Origin of the sequence: Xanthomonas sp. F10 (genome assembly GCF_014206815.1) — a bacterium.
Taxonomy (GTDB): domain Bacteria; phylum Pseudomonadota; class Gammaproteobacteria; order Xanthomonadales; family Xanthomonadaceae; genus Xanthomonas_A; species Xanthomonas_A indica.
Map to the genome: position 1 here is coordinate 709,129 of NZ_JACHNP010000001.1, position 15,539 is coordinate 724,667.

At 63.3% G+C, this 15,539-nt stretch carries 13 protein-coding genes and 2 tRNA genes; 13 read left to right on the top strand and 2 right to left on the bottom strand.

The annotated features are described in order from the left end of the window. From FHR56_RS03195 to FHR56_RS03205, 3 genes are all read left to right on the top strand, one after another. The gene (locus FHR56_RS03195; protein ID WP_160945918.1) at positions 1 to 3,759 is read left to right on the top strand and encodes a pilus assembly protein; all 3,759 of its coding nucleotides are present in this window, start codon (positions 1 to 3) and stop codon (positions 3,757 to 3,759) included. After that, positions 3,759 to 4,181: a type IV pilin protein gene (locus FHR56_RS03200; RefSeq protein WP_019796051.1), complete on the top strand. Its 423-nt coding sequence runs from the start codon at positions 3,759 to 3,761 to the stop codon at positions 4,179 to 4,181. The genes FHR56_RS03195 and FHR56_RS03200 overlap by 1 nt, the downstream gene beginning before the upstream one ends. An 89-nt stretch (positions 4,182 to 4,270) precedes the next feature. Beyond that, positions 4,271 to 4,347: transfer RNA gene (locus tag FHR56_RS03205), tRNA-Asn, on the top strand. A 44-nt stretch (positions 4,348 to 4,391) separates the two neighbouring features. Here the strand turns inward: FHR56_RS03205 and FHR56_RS03210 are convergent. Next, complete coding sequence (locus tag FHR56_RS03210) at positions 4,392 to 4,898, bottom strand: GspH/FimT family pseudopilin (protein ID WP_260400237.1); 507 nt, start codon at positions 4,896 to 4,898, stop codon at positions 4,392 to 4,394. A 177-nt stretch (positions 4,899 to 5,075) separates the two neighbouring features. Between FHR56_RS03210 and uvrB the strand changes: the two genes are divergently transcribed. From uvrB to FHR56_RS03230, 4 genes are all read left to right on the top strand, one after another. Beyond that, on the top strand, positions 5,076 to 7,106 hold the full coding sequence (uvrB, locus tag FHR56_RS03215; protein ID WP_160945920.1) for an excinuclease ABC subunit UvrB: 2,031 nt from the start codon (positions 5,076 to 5,078) through the stop codon (positions 7,104 to 7,106). A 98-nt stretch (positions 7,107 to 7,204) separates the two neighbouring features. Then, positions 7,205 to 7,279, top strand: a tRNA-Val gene (locus FHR56_RS03220). A 159-nt stretch (positions 7,280 to 7,438) separates the two neighbouring features. Then, positions 7,439 to 7,696, top strand: a complete 258-nt coding sequence (locus FHR56_RS03225) for a hypothetical protein (protein WP_019796050.1) — start codon at positions 7,439 to 7,441, stop codon at positions 7,694 to 7,696. A gap of 242 nt (positions 7,697 to 7,938) precedes the next feature. Beyond that, positions 7,939 to 9,612 carry a type IV secretory system conjugative DNA transfer family protein gene (locus FHR56_RS03230; RefSeq protein WP_160945921.1) on the top strand — a complete coding sequence of 558 codons (1,674 nt, stop codon included), beginning with the start codon at positions 7,939 to 7,941 and terminating at the stop codon, positions 9,610 to 9,612. Positions 9,613 to 9,797: 185 nt separating this feature from the next. On the opposite strand, the gene FHR56_RS03235 is transcribed toward FHR56_RS03230, so the two are convergent. Then, positions 9,798 to 9,935 (bottom strand): hypothetical protein, encoded by a 138-nt coding sequence (locus tag FHR56_RS03235; RefSeq protein WP_160945922.1) that lies wholly within the window; start codon positions 9,933 to 9,935, stop codon positions 9,798 to 9,800. A 77-nt stretch (positions 9,936 to 10,012) separates the two neighbouring features. Here FHR56_RS03235 and FHR56_RS03240 point away from each other — a divergent pair, with 77 nt between their 5' ends. The 6 genes from FHR56_RS03240 to FHR56_RS03265 all read left to right on the top strand — a co-directional run bounded on the left by FHR56_RS03240 (position 10,013) and on the right by FHR56_RS03265 (position 15,525). Continuing rightward, positions 10,013 to 10,435, top strand: a complete 423-nt coding sequence (locus FHR56_RS03240; RefSeq protein ID WP_019796048.1) for a hypothetical protein — start codon at positions 10,013 to 10,015, stop codon at positions 10,433 to 10,435. Between the two features lie 61 nt (positions 10,436 to 10,496). Continuing rightward, positions 10,497 to 11,507 carry a VirB8/TrbF family protein gene (locus FHR56_RS03245; RefSeq protein WP_160945923.1) on the top strand — a complete coding sequence of 337 codons (1,011 nt, stop codon included), beginning with the start codon at positions 10,497 to 10,499 and terminating at the stop codon, positions 11,505 to 11,507. After that, on the top strand, positions 11,504 to 12,265 hold the full coding sequence (locus tag FHR56_RS03250) for a TrbG/VirB9 family P-type conjugative transfer protein (protein ID WP_019796046.1): 762 nt from the start codon (positions 11,504 to 11,506) through the stop codon (positions 12,263 to 12,265). The genes FHR56_RS03245 and FHR56_RS03250 overlap by 4 nt, the downstream gene beginning before the upstream one ends. After that, entirely contained in the window at positions 12,262 to 13,443 is a 1,182-nt protein-coding gene (locus FHR56_RS03255) for a TrbI/VirB10 family protein (protein WP_160945924.1), read from the top strand. Before FHR56_RS03250 ends, FHR56_RS03255 begins: the two co-directional genes overlap by 4 nt. 19 nt (positions 13,444 to 13,462) lie before the next feature. Then, positions 13,463 to 14,506 carry a P-type DNA transfer ATPase VirB11 gene (virB11, locus tag FHR56_RS03260; RefSeq protein ID WP_160945925.1) on the top strand — a complete coding sequence of 348 codons (1,044 nt, stop codon included), beginning with the start codon at positions 13,463 to 13,465 and terminating at the stop codon, positions 14,504 to 14,506. 146 nt (positions 14,507 to 14,652) lie between these two features. Continuing rightward, entirely contained in the window at positions 14,653 to 15,525 is an 873-nt protein-coding gene (locus tag FHR56_RS03265) for a lytic transglycosylase domain-containing protein (protein WP_184502402.1), read from the top strand. Positions 15,526 to 15,539 lie beyond the last annotated feature (14 nt).

Here is a 15,539-nt window from a genome sequence, read left to right on the forward strand (position 1 = left end):
ATGACCAGTCGAGCGAAGAAGACGACGTACCGGGATTGGCTCCTTGCCGTGGTGGCCGGTGTGTTCATCGGTACCGTTGGCGGAGCCGGCGCCGACGTGGACGTTTCGCAGTCGCCGCTGTATGTGGGCAGCGACGTGCCGGGCAACCTGACCTTCGTGCCGTCGGTGGAATTCCCCACGGTGATCAGCAAGGCAAACCTGTCCGATACCTATTCGGCGACGAGCAGGTTCGTCGGCTATTTCGATTCCGAGAAGTGCTACAGATACCACTACAGTGACACGGAGAGCGATCGTTATTTCTATCCGGTCAGCATGCTGGGCAACAATCCGGGCAGCTATGCCTGCACCGGCGCGGGCGTGTGGGCGGGCAACTTCCTCAACTGGGCCGCAACCCAGACCATCGATCCGTTCCGCTCGGCGCTGACCGGCGGCTATCGTTCGCGCGACACGACGAGCGAGACGTTGCTGGAAAAAGCGGTTGCCGACCGCGTGGCGACCAGCAATTTCCCGCGTCGTTCGATCAGCAACAACGCGACGTTGATCGCGGGAGGGACCGGTGCGCAGTGGCAGAATTTCAACATGCGCATCGACGGGCTGGGCAACCAGATGTTCTTTGCCAACGGCAATCTGGTCGATCCTTCCTCGAATCAGCAGATTGCCTACGATCCAAGCAAGCATTCCTTGAATGGCAGCTTTCTCAGGCCGGACGGTTCCCCTTGCACCACGATTTTGAACCTGGGCTGTGTCCGCGATACGACGTTGACCTTCCAGGTCTCGGTGCGAGTCAAGGTCTGCGATGCCAGCCTCGGAACCGCCTACCTGGAAGATAACTGCGTCGCTTATCCCAGCGGGTACTACAAGCCGGAAGGCCTGATCCAGCAGTACTCCAAGCGAATCCGCTACAGCATTTTTGGCTACAAGAACGTCGACATCCAGCAGGGTGCCGGTGCCGACAGCGGCATTCTGCGCGCCAAGCAGAAGTTCGTCGGCCCGTTTACCTACAATCCCGACGAGGGGCGCCTGGCCAATGCGGCGAGCGAATGGGATCCGCAGACCGGCGTCATCTATCAGAATCCGGATACAGCCGATGCCGCCGCGACGTCGGCGATGATCGGAACCGATCCGAATTATCAGATCGTCAACAGCGGCGTCATCAATTACCTCAACAAGTTCGGCCAGCTCAAGACCGGCAAGAACGTCAAGTCGTACGACGACGTCAGCGAGCTGTACTACGCCGCGATCCGCTACTTCAAGCACCAGGGCAATATCGCCGCCTACTCGGCGCTGAGCGGAAGTGCGCAAACCAGGTACCAGCAGGCCGACGGTTTCCCGGTCATCACCAATTGGAACGATCCGATCTCCTATCGGTGCCAGGTCAACGTGATCCTCGGGATCGGCGATACCAACACGCATTACGACAAGAATCTGCCGGGCAACGGCAGCAATCTCGGTGGCGAGCCGAGCAAGCCGCAGGAAGTGACGAACGATACCTCGGTCGACGTACTTGCGCGCATGCGCCAGATCTGGCGCAAGGAAGGCTTCAACGCGACCGATGCGGCGAATCGGGCGACCGCCAGTTCGTTCAACGGTAACGGCAATTCCGCATACATCGCGGCGCTCGCCTACGACGCGCATACCAAGGATCTGCGCCCCGACAATGCCAGCGACGGCTTGCCTGGTAAGCAGACGTTGTCCACGCATTGGGTCGACGTGGTGGAGTATGGCGATTACAAGTCGCCGAACACCAATCAGTACTGGTTGACCACGAAGTACGGCGGTTTCCGGGTGCCGGAAGGCTACGACCCGGAGACCAACATCAACGCCCTGGCGGACTCCACTTGGTGGGACGGCAGTTCCTACGTCAACGGCAATACCGGCTACAAGAAGCCGGACAATTACTACCTTGCCGCCGACGCGGAAAAGATGGTGGCCAGCCTGCGCCAGGCGTTCGAGCGCATTCTGGAGGAGATGAAGGGCTCTGCAGCGTCTCTGGCGAGCAACACCACCAAGCTCGAGGCCGGGGCGCGGACGTACCAGTCGGTGTTCTATAGCGGTACCTGGCGTGGCGATGTGGTGGCGTACGACGTCAATCAGACCACCGGCGCACTGACGCAGGCGTGGAGCGCCAGCGCACAGTTCCCGGCCTGGGATACCCGGACGATCAAGTTCGTCAACTCGAATGGGAATCTGGACAATTTTGCCTACGGCAGGCTCTCCGGAACGCCGTTGTCGTCCGCGACGCAGAACCAGATCAATTACCTGCGCGGCGATCGCTCGCAGGAGAAGGCCAACGGTGGCGTCCTGCGTACCCGTACCGGCATCCTGGGCGACATCGTCAACTCGCAGCCGGTCTATGTGGGAGCACCCAACCCGCGGCTGTACACGACGGCGACGTTCAACGGCGCCAGCACTTATGCCTCCTTCGCCGCAGCCAAGTCCACGCGTACGCCGATGATCTATGTCGGCGCCAATGACGGCATGCTGCATGGGTTCGATGCCGGCACCGGTGCGGAGAAGTTCGCCTTCGTGCCGAGAGCAGCGATGACCGGACTGCTCAACTACACCGATCCGAATTACGAGCACCGCTATTACGTGGACGGCGAACTCACCGTGTCGGACGTCTACTCCGGGGGCAGCTGGCGCTCGGTACTGATCGGCACCATGGGGCGGGGCGGCAAGGGCATGTTCGCGCTGGATGTCACCGACCCCAACAACATCACGTTGCTGTGGGACAAGACCTCCACGACCACCGACCTGGTCGGACTGGGCAACAATCTCGGCAAGCCGATCATCGGGCAACTCGCCAACGGCCAGTGGTACGTCATGCTCGGCAACGGCCCCAACAGCAGCGGCGATTCGGCCGATCTCATCCTGGTGAACGCCATCACCGGTGCGTCCAGCCGTATCCAGACGGGGTCTAGCGGCAACAATGGCCTGTCCGGTGTGCTGGCCTGGTCGTCCAACAACGATTTCATCGTCGATCGCCTGTATGCCGGCGATCTCAACGGGAATGTCTGGCGATTCAACATGACCGGCGCGAGCGGTACCGCGAGCAGGCTGTTCTCCGCCAGCTATGGAGCCAAGGCGCAGCCGATCACCGCCGCGCCCACGGCGGCGAAGGACCCGGCGACGGGCCTGACCTGGGTGTTCTTCGGGACCGGCAAGTACCTGTCCAGCGGCGATCTGGGCAACAAGGACGTGCAGAGCTGGTACGGGCTGATCGACCGCGGCAGCACCATTCCTTCCAGTCGCGCCACTCTGAACAAGGTCAACATCCTGCAGGAAGGCACCGTCAACGGCTTTGCCGTGCGGGTGATCGAGGACAAGCCCAGCGCCGGGCAGGATGGCTGGTACATGGACCTGCTATCGCCTCCCGGCACGCCGCAGGGCGAGCGCATGGTGGTCTCCAACTTCTTCCAGGGCACGGCGCTGATCGGCACCACGCGTATTCCGGATTCGGGCGATGTGTGCAGCCCCAGCGGCAAGGGCTTTGTGATGGCGATCAATCCGTTCACCGGCGGCCGGCTGTCGCAATCCTTCTTCGACCTGGACGGCAGCGGCGGATCCAGCACCGGCGATACACTCAATGGCACCCCTGTCTCCGGCATCGGCCTGGACAGCAGCCCCAATAGTCCGATCTTCATCGGCAACCAGATGCAGATCGCATTGGACAATGCGAGTACGACCACGCTCGGCACCAACAGCAGCGCGCTCAGCATGAAGCGCGTGTCCTGGCGCGAACTTCTGAGGAACAATTGATGCGATCCCTGTCCTTCCCGGCCCGCCAGCAGCGCGGTTTCACCCTCATTGAACTGATGATCGTCGTGGCGATCGTGGGTGTTCTCGCGGCGATCGCGTTCGCCAGTTACGAGTCTCACGTCATCAAGGCGCGTCGCTCGGCTGCGTCGGTCTGCCTGCAGCAGGGCGTGCAGCTCATCGAGCGGTATTACACGACCAACATGTCGTATGCCAATGTGCCGCTGCCTACATGTTCGAGCGATGCGGTGCAGTTCTACGATCTTTCGTTCAGCGTCACTCCTACTGCGAACGCGTTCAAGTTGACGGCGACGCCTCGCACGGGCAGCCCGCAGGCCAAGGACACCCAGTGCGGCGCGCTCAGCATCGACCAGAAGGGCGCGCGAACCACATCCACCGGCGCGGGCGAGGGCACGTGCTGGTGAGGTCGGACGCGTGGGCGCAGCGGTAGTCGGAAAAGTGCACTCTTCACCCCTTGCGATTGTCATGAGGCCTCTATACAATGCGCCTCCCCGCCCGAATAGCTCAGCCGGTTAGAGCACTTGACTGTTAATCAGGGGGTCGTTGGTTCGAGTCCAACTTCGGGCGCCAAATCCGCATAGGCCGCGAGCAATCGCGGCCTTTGCTTTTGCGCGTCAGTCAGGGATCCGGCAGGGCATGGGTTCGGTCGCCTTTCGTGCGCGGATGCGTCCGGTGTTGTTCACCACCACCGCCGCGCGCAGCCGGCCCCGCTCGCAGATGCTGACGGTCAGATTGCTGCCGGCGCTGCGTCCGTCGGGCAGGAAGCGGATCGAGGGCCGGCCGCGATTGGAGCGCAGCACCAGGGTGCCGGCCTTCGGTGCGCTGCCTTCGCTGAGGATGCTGTCCGGCGTGGTGGGTTGGCCTAGCCGTTCCGGGTCGCGGAACACCAGCCAGCCGTGGCTCCAGTCGCTGTCGCTGCGGCAACTGCCGTCGCCGTTGGACGGACAGGCGCTGACTGGGACGCCGGAACTGATGGCGCTGCTGCGCGCCAGGGCGAAGTGCGCGCTGAGCTGGTGGGTCGCCGCCGTCAGGCGCTGGTTCGCCAGCAGCTCCCGAAATGCCGGCAGGCCCAAGCCGGCGACCAGGCAGATCACCACCATCACGATCATTGCCTCGAGCAATGTGTAGCCTTTCGGCGCAGCGTTCCGCATGTCCGTCGTCTCCCGGTGCGAGGTCGCCAGTCTCGCGGCGGGGCGGCAGGGCTTGAATGAGGGGGTTGTGCGTTCCCATGTAGGAAATCTCCCCGGCGCGGGGTCGGCCGACATTGTCGGCCTCGCTCTTCACCTTGAGGCTTGTGCATGTCCGACCGTTTCCAACTCGTATCGCCGTATTCGCCGGCCGGCGACCAGCCGCAGGCGATCGAGAAGCTGGTGGCCGGCTTCGAGGCCGGACTGGCCAAGCAGACCCTGCTTGGCGTGACCGGATCGGGCAAGACCTACACCATCGCCAACGTGGTCCAGGCGATCCAGAAGCCGACCCTGGTGATGGCGCCGAACAAGACCCTGGCGGCCCAGCTGTACGGCGAGTTCAAGGCGTTCTTCCCCAACAACGCGGTGGAATACTTCGTCAGCTACTACGACTATTACCAGCCCGAGGCCTATGTGCCGTCCTCGGACACCTTCATCGAGAAGGACAGTTCGATCAACGAGCACATCGAGCAGATGCGCCTGGCCGCGACCAAGACCCTGTTGTCGCGGCGCGACGCGCTGGTGGTGGCCACGGTCTCGGCCATCTATGGCCTCGGCGCCCCGGAGGACTACCTGTCGCTGCGGCTGATCCTGTCGATCGGCGAGCACGTGGAGCAGCGCCAGCTGATCCGCCACCTGACCGATCTGCAGTACACCCGCAACGAGTATGAGCTGCACCGCGGCAGCTTCCGCGTGCGCGGCGAGGTCATCGACGTGTTCCCGGCCGAATCCGACAGCGAAGCCCTGCGCATCGAACTGTTCGACGGCGACGTGGAGCAGCTGACCCTGTTCGATCCGCTGACCGGCGAGACCCTGCGCAAGCTGCAGCGCTACACCATCTACCCCAAGACCCACTACGCCACCACCCGCGAGCGCACCCTCAGCGCGGTGGACACGATCAAGCTGGAACTGAAGGACCGGCTCGAGCAGCTGTATGCGCAGAACAAGCTGGTCGAGGCGCAGCGGCTGGCGCAGCGCACCCAGTTCGACCTGGAGATGATGGCCGAAGTCGGCTTCTGCAACGGCATCGAGAACTACTCGCGGCATCTCACCGGCAAGGCGCCGGGCGAGCCGCCGCCGACCCTGTTCGACTACCTGCCGCCGGACGCCCTGCTGGTGGTGGACGAGTCGCACGTCACCGTGCCGCAGATCGGCGCGATGTACAAAGGCGACCGTTCGCGCAAGGAGACCCTGGTGGAGTTCGGCTTCCGCCTGCCGTCGGCGCTGGACAACCGGCCGCTGCGCTTCGAGGAATGGGAGGCGCGCTCGCCGCGCAGCATCTACGTGTCGGCCACGCCGGGCCCCTACGAGTTGCGCGAGTCCGCCGGAGAGATCACCGAACTGGTGGTGCGCCCGACCGGCCTGATCGACCCGGAAGTGGAGATCCGCCCGGTGGCCACCCAGGTCGACGACCTGCTGTCGGAGATCAACCTGCGCGTGGCCGATGGCGATCGCGTGCTGGTCACCACGCTGACCAAGCGCATGGCCGAGAACCTCACCGAGTACCTGGGCGAGCACGGGGTGAAGGTGCGCTACCTGCACTCGGACATCGATACGGTCGAGCGCGTGGAGATCATCCGCGACCTGCGCCTGGGCAAGTTCGACGTGCTGGTCGGCATCAACCTGCTGCGCGAGGGCCTGGACATGCCCGAGGTCTCGCTGGTCGCGATCCTGGACGCCGACAAGGAGGGCTTCCTGCGCTCCACCGGCTCGCTGATCCAGACCATCGGCCGCGCCGCGCGCAACCTGCGCGGCAAGGCCATCCTGTATGCGGACAAGATGACGCGTTCGATGCAGGCCGCGATCGACGAGACCGGGCGCCGCCGCGAGAAGCAGGTGGAATACAACCTGGCGCACGGGATCACCCCGAAGTCGGTGGCGCGCCCGATCGTGGATATCCTGGAAGGCGCGCGCGACGACGTGACTGAGGCCAAGTCCGGCAAGGGCAAAGGCAAGGGCAAGGCGCGCCGGGTGGCGGAAGAGCCGGCCGATTACCGGACGCTGGCGCCGGCGGAGATCGCCGCGCGGCTCAAGGCCCTGGAGCAGGAGATGTACCAGCACGCGCGCGATCTGGAGTTCGAGGACGCGGCACGGGTGCGCGACCAGATCAAGAAGCTGCGCGATGCCAGCCTGGTCGGCTAGGCAGGCCGCCGCGGCGGCCGATAACGCGGTGGGTATTGTTCTTGTCTGTCAGGTGGGCTAAGATTCGCGCCCCTGCAGCGGTGTGCCGCGGCAGAGAAGGGCGGTTAGCTCAGCGGTAGAGCACTACCTTGACATGGTAGGGGTCACAGGTTCGAACCCTGTACCGCCCACCACGACGCGAAGAGGCGTGCGTGGAAACGACGAAGCCGGCGGAAGCCGGCTTTTTTGTGTCTGCGCTGCGGCTGCCGACGGCGCCCCGCAGCACGTCGCTGGCCGCGCGGCCACGCTTGCTTTAGCATCCGAGCGGACGATCAGGCGAGGAGGCCAGGCGCATGGTGGAATACCATCATACGGTGCAAGTCAAAGGACGCTACCAGCTCGTGGCGTTGACCCGGGAGCCGGAATACAGCCCGGCCAACGTGGTGGGCTATACGGTCACCACCGACGGCGGTGCGCGCGTTGATCCGCACGACATGTCCTGGGACGAGGCACGGGTCTTCCTGGATACCCTGGTCGAGCGCGATCGGGACGCGGTGAGCGCAGAAAAGAAGCCGTCGCGGCACAAGCCGAGCACGCGGCAGCGCCGCTAGAACGCGTCATACGGGTCGAGGCAGGTGCGAGCCCGCCTGGACGACCGGGCGAGGCGGGCCGGTGCCATGGGGTTCGCCATCGGGTCATCGTGCTGGGGGTGTGCTGCGTGCCTGCCGTGCGCCGTCTTCGGCCGCCGCGGCTGCAGGCACCCATCTCGTCGCGCGGACCGCCGACGCGGCCCGTCGCAAAGCGCGGAACTCGCTCTAGAATATTCGCCAGGATGGATCAGGGAGGATAGGGCTTGTCGAATCGTAAACTCGTTGCGGCGGCGCTCGTCGTCGTGCTCACGGCCGTCTGCGGCTACTTCCTGTCCGGCTACCTGGTCCTGCTGCTGCTGAAGCTGGACACGCGCATGTTCGGGCTGGGCACCTACTACCAGTACGTGCACGCCATCGGCTTGCCGGAAGTGGCCCCCTACGTCGGCAAGATCAAGTGGGCCGGCTACCTCGGCTTTGGCTTGCCCGGCCTCGTGGCGCTGCTGATCCTGGTGCTGATGTTCAAGCCGGCCAAGCGCAGCCTGCATGGCGACGCGCGCTTCGCCGGCGCGGCCGACCTGTCCAAGCACGGGCTGTTCAAGACCAGCGGCGACGGCATCGTGGTCGGCAAGTTCCGCGGCAAGCTGGTGCGCCTCAGCGGCCAGCAGTTCGTGATCCTGGCGGCTCCGACCCGCTCGGGCAAGGGCGTCGGCGTGGTCATTCCGAACCTGCTCGAGTACCAGGAATCGGTGGTGGTCCTGGACATCAAGCAGGAGAACTTCGATCTGACCAGCGGCTGGCGCGCCAGCCAGGGCCAGGAGGTGTTCCTGTTCAATCCCTTCGCCGAGGACCGCCGCACGCATCGCTGGAATCCGCTCAGCTACGTCTCCGACGACCCGGCGTTCCGCGTCTCGGACCTGATGAGCATCGCCGCCATGCTGTACCCGGACGGTTCCGACGACCAGAAGTTCTGGGTCAGCCAGGCGCGCAACGCGTTCATGGCGTTCTCGCTGTACCTGTTCGAGAACTGGGACGACGAGCGCAACATCGGCTTCCCCGGCGGTCTCGGCACGCCGACGCTGGGCGCGATCTACCGCCTGTCTTCCGGCGACGGCACCGACCTGAAGAAGTACCTGAAGTCGCTATCGGAGCGGCGCTTCCTCAGCGGCAACGCCAAGTCGGCATTCTCCAACCTGCTGTCGCAGGCGGACGAGACCTTCGCCTCGATCATGGGCACGCTCAAGGAGCCGCTCAATGCCTGGATCAACCCGGTGCTGGACGCGGCCACCAGCGACAACGACTTCCTGCTGAACGACCTGCGCAAGAAGAAGATGACCATCTACATCGGCATCCAGCCCAACAAGCTGGCCGAGAGCCGCCTGATCATCAACCTGTTCTTCAGCCAGATCATCAACCTCAACACCAAGGAGCTGCCCAAGAGCAATCCGGCATTGAAGTACCAGTGTCTGCTGTTGATGGACGAGTTCACCGCGATCGGCAAGGTCGACATCATCGCCTCGGCAGTGTCATATATGGCCGGCTACAATGTTCGCCTTCTGCCGATCATCCAGAGCATGGCGCAGCTCGATGCCACCTATGGCAAGGACATCTCGCGGACCATCATCACGAATCATGCACTGCAGATTCTCTACGCTCCGCGCGAGCAGCAGGATGCCAACGATTACTCCGAGATGCTCGGCTACACCACCTTCCGCAAGAAGAACGTCACGCGCGGCAAGGATGTGACCCGGAGCGTGTCGGAGGAGAAGCGAGCGCTGATGCTGCCGCAAGAGTTGAAGGCGATGGGGAACGATCAGGAAGTGTTCTTGTACGAGGGCATTCCGCATCCGGTGAAGTGCGACAAGATCAAGTACTACAAGGATCGCCACTTCACCGCGCGGCTGCGTCCGAAAGTCGACATTCCGACGCTGTCGGTCTAAAAATGTGACGAAAAACACCTATTTTTTGGGCTTATTTATCAATTGAACGTTTTTTTGCCAAATGCTTGACGTGAGCATGCCCCTGCGGCACATTCTCGCGAGTATGGCGGTGCGTTGGTAACAGAACAGGAACAGGGGCGTGGGTCGAACAGGCGCACGTAAGGGGTGACATGGAAGGTTTGCTGTCAAATTCCGTTTTCTTCGGCGCTGAGCGCGCGGCTTCGGACGTTTTCCGTCGCCTGCCGCGGATCCGCGCCCGCGCCGTTCCCGGTGCCTTTCTTCTCGCGACGCGCGTGTCGCGTCGTGGCGTCGAACTTCGCCATCCAGCAGTGGGCCGCCTGCGCGCCGCCCGCTCTCAATACGTTTCCGCAATTCAGAGGCTCGCGTGAAAAGAACGCATATGTTTCGGCTGATCGCTACGTTGAGTGCCGTCGCGCTGTTGAGCGCCTGCGCAACCAGGCCGGCGCCCGACTTCCGTGGCAAGTGGAAGCCGGTCAATCGTTTCTCCGAGTCGACCATGGAGATCCCGCTGTACTCGTCGTACGTGTACCAGGCGATCCCGATGGACGGCACGCTGAAGACGATGCTCGAGCGCTGGGCCAAGGACTCGAACATGCAGTTGTCCTACGGCATCCAGTCCGACTACACGCTGTACGCTCCGGTCGCCAAGATCAACACCACCAGCATCCAGCAGGCGGTCGCCGAACTGAGCGTGGTCTATGCGCAGGAGGGGCTGAGCGTGACGGCCGCGGGCAATCGCATCCTGGTGCAGCCTTCGTCGTCGGTGAGTGGTGCGCCGGCGGCCAGCAGCAGCGCGAAGTGACGTCACCGTCGGCGTGCACGCTGTACGCCGGCAGCCACATTACGAAACCTGGTGAAGTCTGATGTTCGGTAAAAAGCCGGTCGAAAGCGAAAACGTCAACAAAGCGGTAGCGAAGGCGGTCAATTACGAAATCAGCATTGCTGATCTGGCGCGCCGCAGCGAGCGCCGTGCGTGGTGGGTCGCGTTCGGCGCCATCATCATGTGCCTGCTGCTTGGCGGCGGGTATTACTACATGCTGCCGTTGAAGGAGAAAGTGCCGTATCTGGTGATGGCGGATGCGTACACCGGCAATTCCACGATCTCGGTGCTGCGCAACAGCGGCGATGTGCAGAGTGTCACCAACAGCGAAGCCTTGGCCAGGAGCAATGTGGCGCGCTTCATCACCGCGCGTGAGTCCTACGACTCGGAGATGATGGGGCTCAATGATTGGAATACGGTGTTCTCGATGGCGCCGCGTAATACCTCGGTAGGGGCCGAGTATTTCAATCTGCACGCGCCCAACAATCCGTCGGCGCCGTACTACACCTACGGCAAGGCACGCTCGATTCGGGTCAAGATCCTGAGCATCTCGCTGCTCGGTGGCGGCGGCAAGCCCTATAACGGTGCCAACGTGCGCTTCCAGCGCAGCATCTACGACAAGAAGACCGGGCAGTCCACGCTGCTCGACAACAAGTTCGCCATCATGGGCTTCCGTTACAACAGCAACCTGGCCATGGAAGACGAACTGCGGGTGCAGAATCCGCTCGGGTTCCAGGTGACCGATTACCGCGTCGACAACGACTACTCGGCCATGCCGGTTCCGCCGTCGTCCGCCGTGCAGACGCCTGCCGTTGGCGCGGTTCAGCAGCCGGCAGCCGCGCAGACGCCGGGAGTTGCAGGACAAGTGCCGATGCAGCAGATGCAGGGCCAGCCGATGGCGCCGGGCGCTGGCGGCACGATGCCGGTTCCGCAGCAGGCGCCGATGGCCAACCCGGGCGGCGCCCCGGTCTATCCAGGAGCGCAGCCCGCTACTGCGCCTCCTGCACCCAACGTTGCACCTCAGCACAATGGTAATGGAGCGAACGTTCGATGAGTTTCCTGACGAAAACCGGTGCGGCGCATACCGCGTTGCTGGCTCTGGGCCTGTTCGCGCCGATCGCGTCGGCCCAGGTGGTCCAGCAGTACGAGTACGAGCCTGACAAGATCTATCAGGTGCGTACCGGCCTGGGCATCACCACCCAGATCGAACTGAGCCCGAACGAGAAGATCCTCGATTACAGCACCGGTTTCACCAGTGGCTGGGAACTCAGCCGTCGCGAGAACGTCTTCTATCTGAAGCCGAAGAACGTCGACGTCGACACCAACATGATGATCCGCACCGCCACCCATTCCTACATCCTGGAATTGAAGGTGGTGGCTACGGATTGGCAGCGGCTGGAGCAGGCCAAGCAGGCCGGCGTCCAGTACAAGGTGACCTTCACCTATCCGAAGGACACCAGCTTTGCCGCCGCGAGCGATGAGGTGAAGGATCAGTCGCAGCTCGACACGCGCCTGACCAAAGATCGTCATTACTACTTCGACTACGACTATTCCACGCGCTCCAAGCAAATGTGGATCGTGCCGAGCAGCGTCTACGACGATGGCAAGTTCACCTATATCAAAATGGATCTGACGCGTTTCCCGACAGGCAATTTCCCGGCCGTGTTCGGCCGCGAGAAGGAAAGCGATGAGGATTTCCTGGTCAACACCACAGTCGAGGGCAACACCCTGATTGTCCACGGGACCTATCCCTTCCTGGTCATCCGCCACGGCAAGAATGTTGTCGGCTTGCGTAGGAACAAGCAAAAGTGAACTCGAATCTACCTCCGTCTGACGAAAACTACGGCCGCGATAACGGTCAGCCGCGCAATCCGAATGCGGACGATGCGCAGCGCGAGAATCCCTATTTCGCGCGCCAGCAACAGACTGCCGATCCGGATCTGGACGCCAATGAGCCGGTGCTGCGTTCCAGCGACCTGAAGAAGCTCAATCGCAAGGCGCTGGTGTTCCTGGCCGGTATCGCCGCGCTGCTGATCCTGGCGATCTTCTGGCTGGTGAGCGGCAGCAGCACGCCCGAGCCCGCGCCGAAGCCGCGTCAGGAAGCGGTGGTCGCGCCTGCGTTGCCGCAGACCGCGGCGCCGCCGCCGGTGCAGCCGGCCGAACCGGTGCCGCTGGCCGAGCAGCCGAGCCTGCCGCCGTTGCCGCCGATGCCGACCGATCCCGATGCGCAGCTGCAGTCGGCGCCGCGGCAGGAGCGTGGGCCGTCCTTGTTGGAGCGGCGCATGGCTGGCCTGCAGCAGGACGCCGGTGGCGGCCAGGGCTTTGGCGGCATGCTGCCGGGGCAGGAGCAGGGCGGTGCACCGCAGCAGCAGGATCAGGAGACCTCGGCCAAGCCGATCGCCAACCCGGACGGTCTGCTGGTGCGTGGTACCTACATCCGCTGCGTGCTGGAAACCCGGATCATCACCGATTTCCCGGGCTTCACCTCCTGCATCATCACCGAGCCGGTCTACTCCATCAACGGCCGCCGCCTGCTGCTGCCCAAGGGATCGAAGATCCTCGGCCAGTACGGTTCCGCGGAGCCGACCGGCCCGCGCATGCAGGTGGTCTGGGATCGCATCACCACCCCGACCGGCATCGATGTCACCCTGGTCGGTCCTGGTGTCGACAACCTCGGCAGCGCCGGCCATCCGGGCCAGTACAACGCGCACTGGGCGAGCCGGATCTCGTCCGCGCTGATGATCAGCATGCTCAGCGATGCCTTCAAGTGGGCGGCGGCCGAGCACGGCCCGAAGACCACGACCACCGGCCTCAACTCCGGCATCGTCACCGAGCAGCCGTTCGAGAGCAACACGGCGCAGTCCATCCAGCGTCTGGCCGACCAGGCACTGGATCGCCGGCGTCCCGCCACCGTGACCATCAACCAGGGCACCATCGTGAACGTCTACGTGGCCAAGGACGTCGACTTCACGGCCGTGTTGCCGCGTTGACCGAGAACGAGACAGCGACGTGACGTTCGACGACTCCCCGACCGCGCAGATCTCCACGGATTTCCTGGATTACCAGTACTCGGTGCTGGGCATCCTGGAATACCTGAACTCGCCGGAAGTGACGGAAATCTGCATCAACCGTCCCGGCGAGTTGTACCTGGAGACCCTGCGCGGCTGGCAGCGGATGGACATTCCGTCGCTGACCTTCGACCGCGCGCGACAGTTCTGCACGGCGGTGGTCAACGAGAGCAATACCGGCCAGCGCATCACCGATGCCGATCCGGTGGTGTCGCTGACCTTTCCCACCGGGCAGCGCGCGCAGTTCGTGATCCCGCCGGCGTGCGACGCCGGCAAGGTGTCGATCACCATCCGACTGCCGTCCAAGCACACCAAGACACTGGAGCAGTACAAGGAAGACGGTTTCTTCCAGGAGATCCTGGAAGTGCAATCGGGACTCAGCGAGCAGGACCGCGAACTGCTCGAGCTGCGGCGGCAGCGGGATTACGCTGAATTCTTCAAGAAGGCGGTGCTGTTCAAGAAGAACATCGTCGTCGCCGGCGCCACCGGTAGCGGCAAGACCACCTTCATGAAGTCGCTGGTGAATCACATCCCGCACGAAGAGCGGCTGGTGACGATCGAGGACGCACGCGAACTCTTCATCAGTCAGCCCAATTCCGTGCATTTGCTCTATTCGAAAGGTGGACAAAGCACGAGCAACGTGACCGCGAAGAGTTGCATGGAAGCCTGCCTGCGCATGAAGCCCGACCGCATCATCCTGGCCGAGCTGCGCGGCGACGAATCGTTCTACTTCATTCGCAACTGCGCCTCCGGTCATCCGGGTTCCATCACCAGTTGCCATGCTGGCAGCATCGGGCAGACCTGGGACCAGCTGGCGCTGATGGTCAAGGCCTCGGCCGAAGGCTCGGGCCTGGAGTTCGCCGTCATCAAGCGCTTGCTGATGATGACCATCGACATCGTTGTCCATATCAAATCGCACGCGGGCCGGCGCTATATCACCGGTATCGATTTCGATCCGGAGCGCACGCATTCGGGTGGAGGGTGAATATGTTCATTGAAGTGATAAGGCGAAAATCCGCCGATTGACTTTGAATTTTTCTTCCAACACGATTGATTTGCGACATCTGCGGCGTTCTGGGCGGTTGCCACGATGCCGATGCATAAAGGAGTAACCACGGCATGTTGCCAGGCATGGAACTACTGAGCTGTCCCGAAATGGCGGTTCCGGCTGAAGTCATGCAGCACGTTGTGCGCGTTGAGTCGTCGCACAATCCGTTCGCGATCGGGGTGGTCGGTGGGCGCCTGGTGCGCCAGCCGCAGAACCTGTCCGAGGCCGTCGCCACGGCGCGGATGCTGGAGGAGAAGGGCTACAATTTTTCCCTCGGCCTGGGGCAGGTCAATCGCTACAACCTCATCAAGTACGGTCTGGATACCTACGAAAAGGCGTTCAAGACCTGTCCGAATCTGCAGGCCGCGTCCAAAATCCTGGCCGAGTGCTACAGCCGGTCCGGTGGCAACTGGGGCAAGTCGTTCAGTTGCTACTACTCCGGCAACTTCGAGACCGGGTATCGGCACGGCTACGTGCAGAAGGTCTATGCGTCGATCAACCAGGGCAGGGCGCTTGCCGTGTCCACCGCGGGTGCGATTCCGGTGATCCCGGCGGGCGGCGTGCGGCGCATGGTCACCGATTCGGCGAAGGCCGCGGCGGTGCGCGAAGTCGATTCGATCGTGTCGCGGCGTATCGACTCAGTGGCCGATCGACTTGCCAACGGGCTCGCTGCGCAAGGCCAGATGCCGGTGCGTCCCCAGGCTGCCGTTGCGGCGCCGGCGCCGCAGACAGCTGGCGCAGTGGCGGCCGCGGCGGCACAGCCGATAGCGGCAGACGCTGATCTCTATGTGATACGACCTACAGGCGCCGGCAAAGGAGTGGCGGTTCCTGCAGGTGGCGGAGCGCCCCCAGCTCCGCACGTTGCCGCACACGCGCCGCAGGCCGTGGCGGGAGCGGCCGTTCCTGGCACAAGTACGCCGCCGCCGACGTCTGGCGACGGGGCCTTCGTATTCTAGCCAGATGCAGTAGC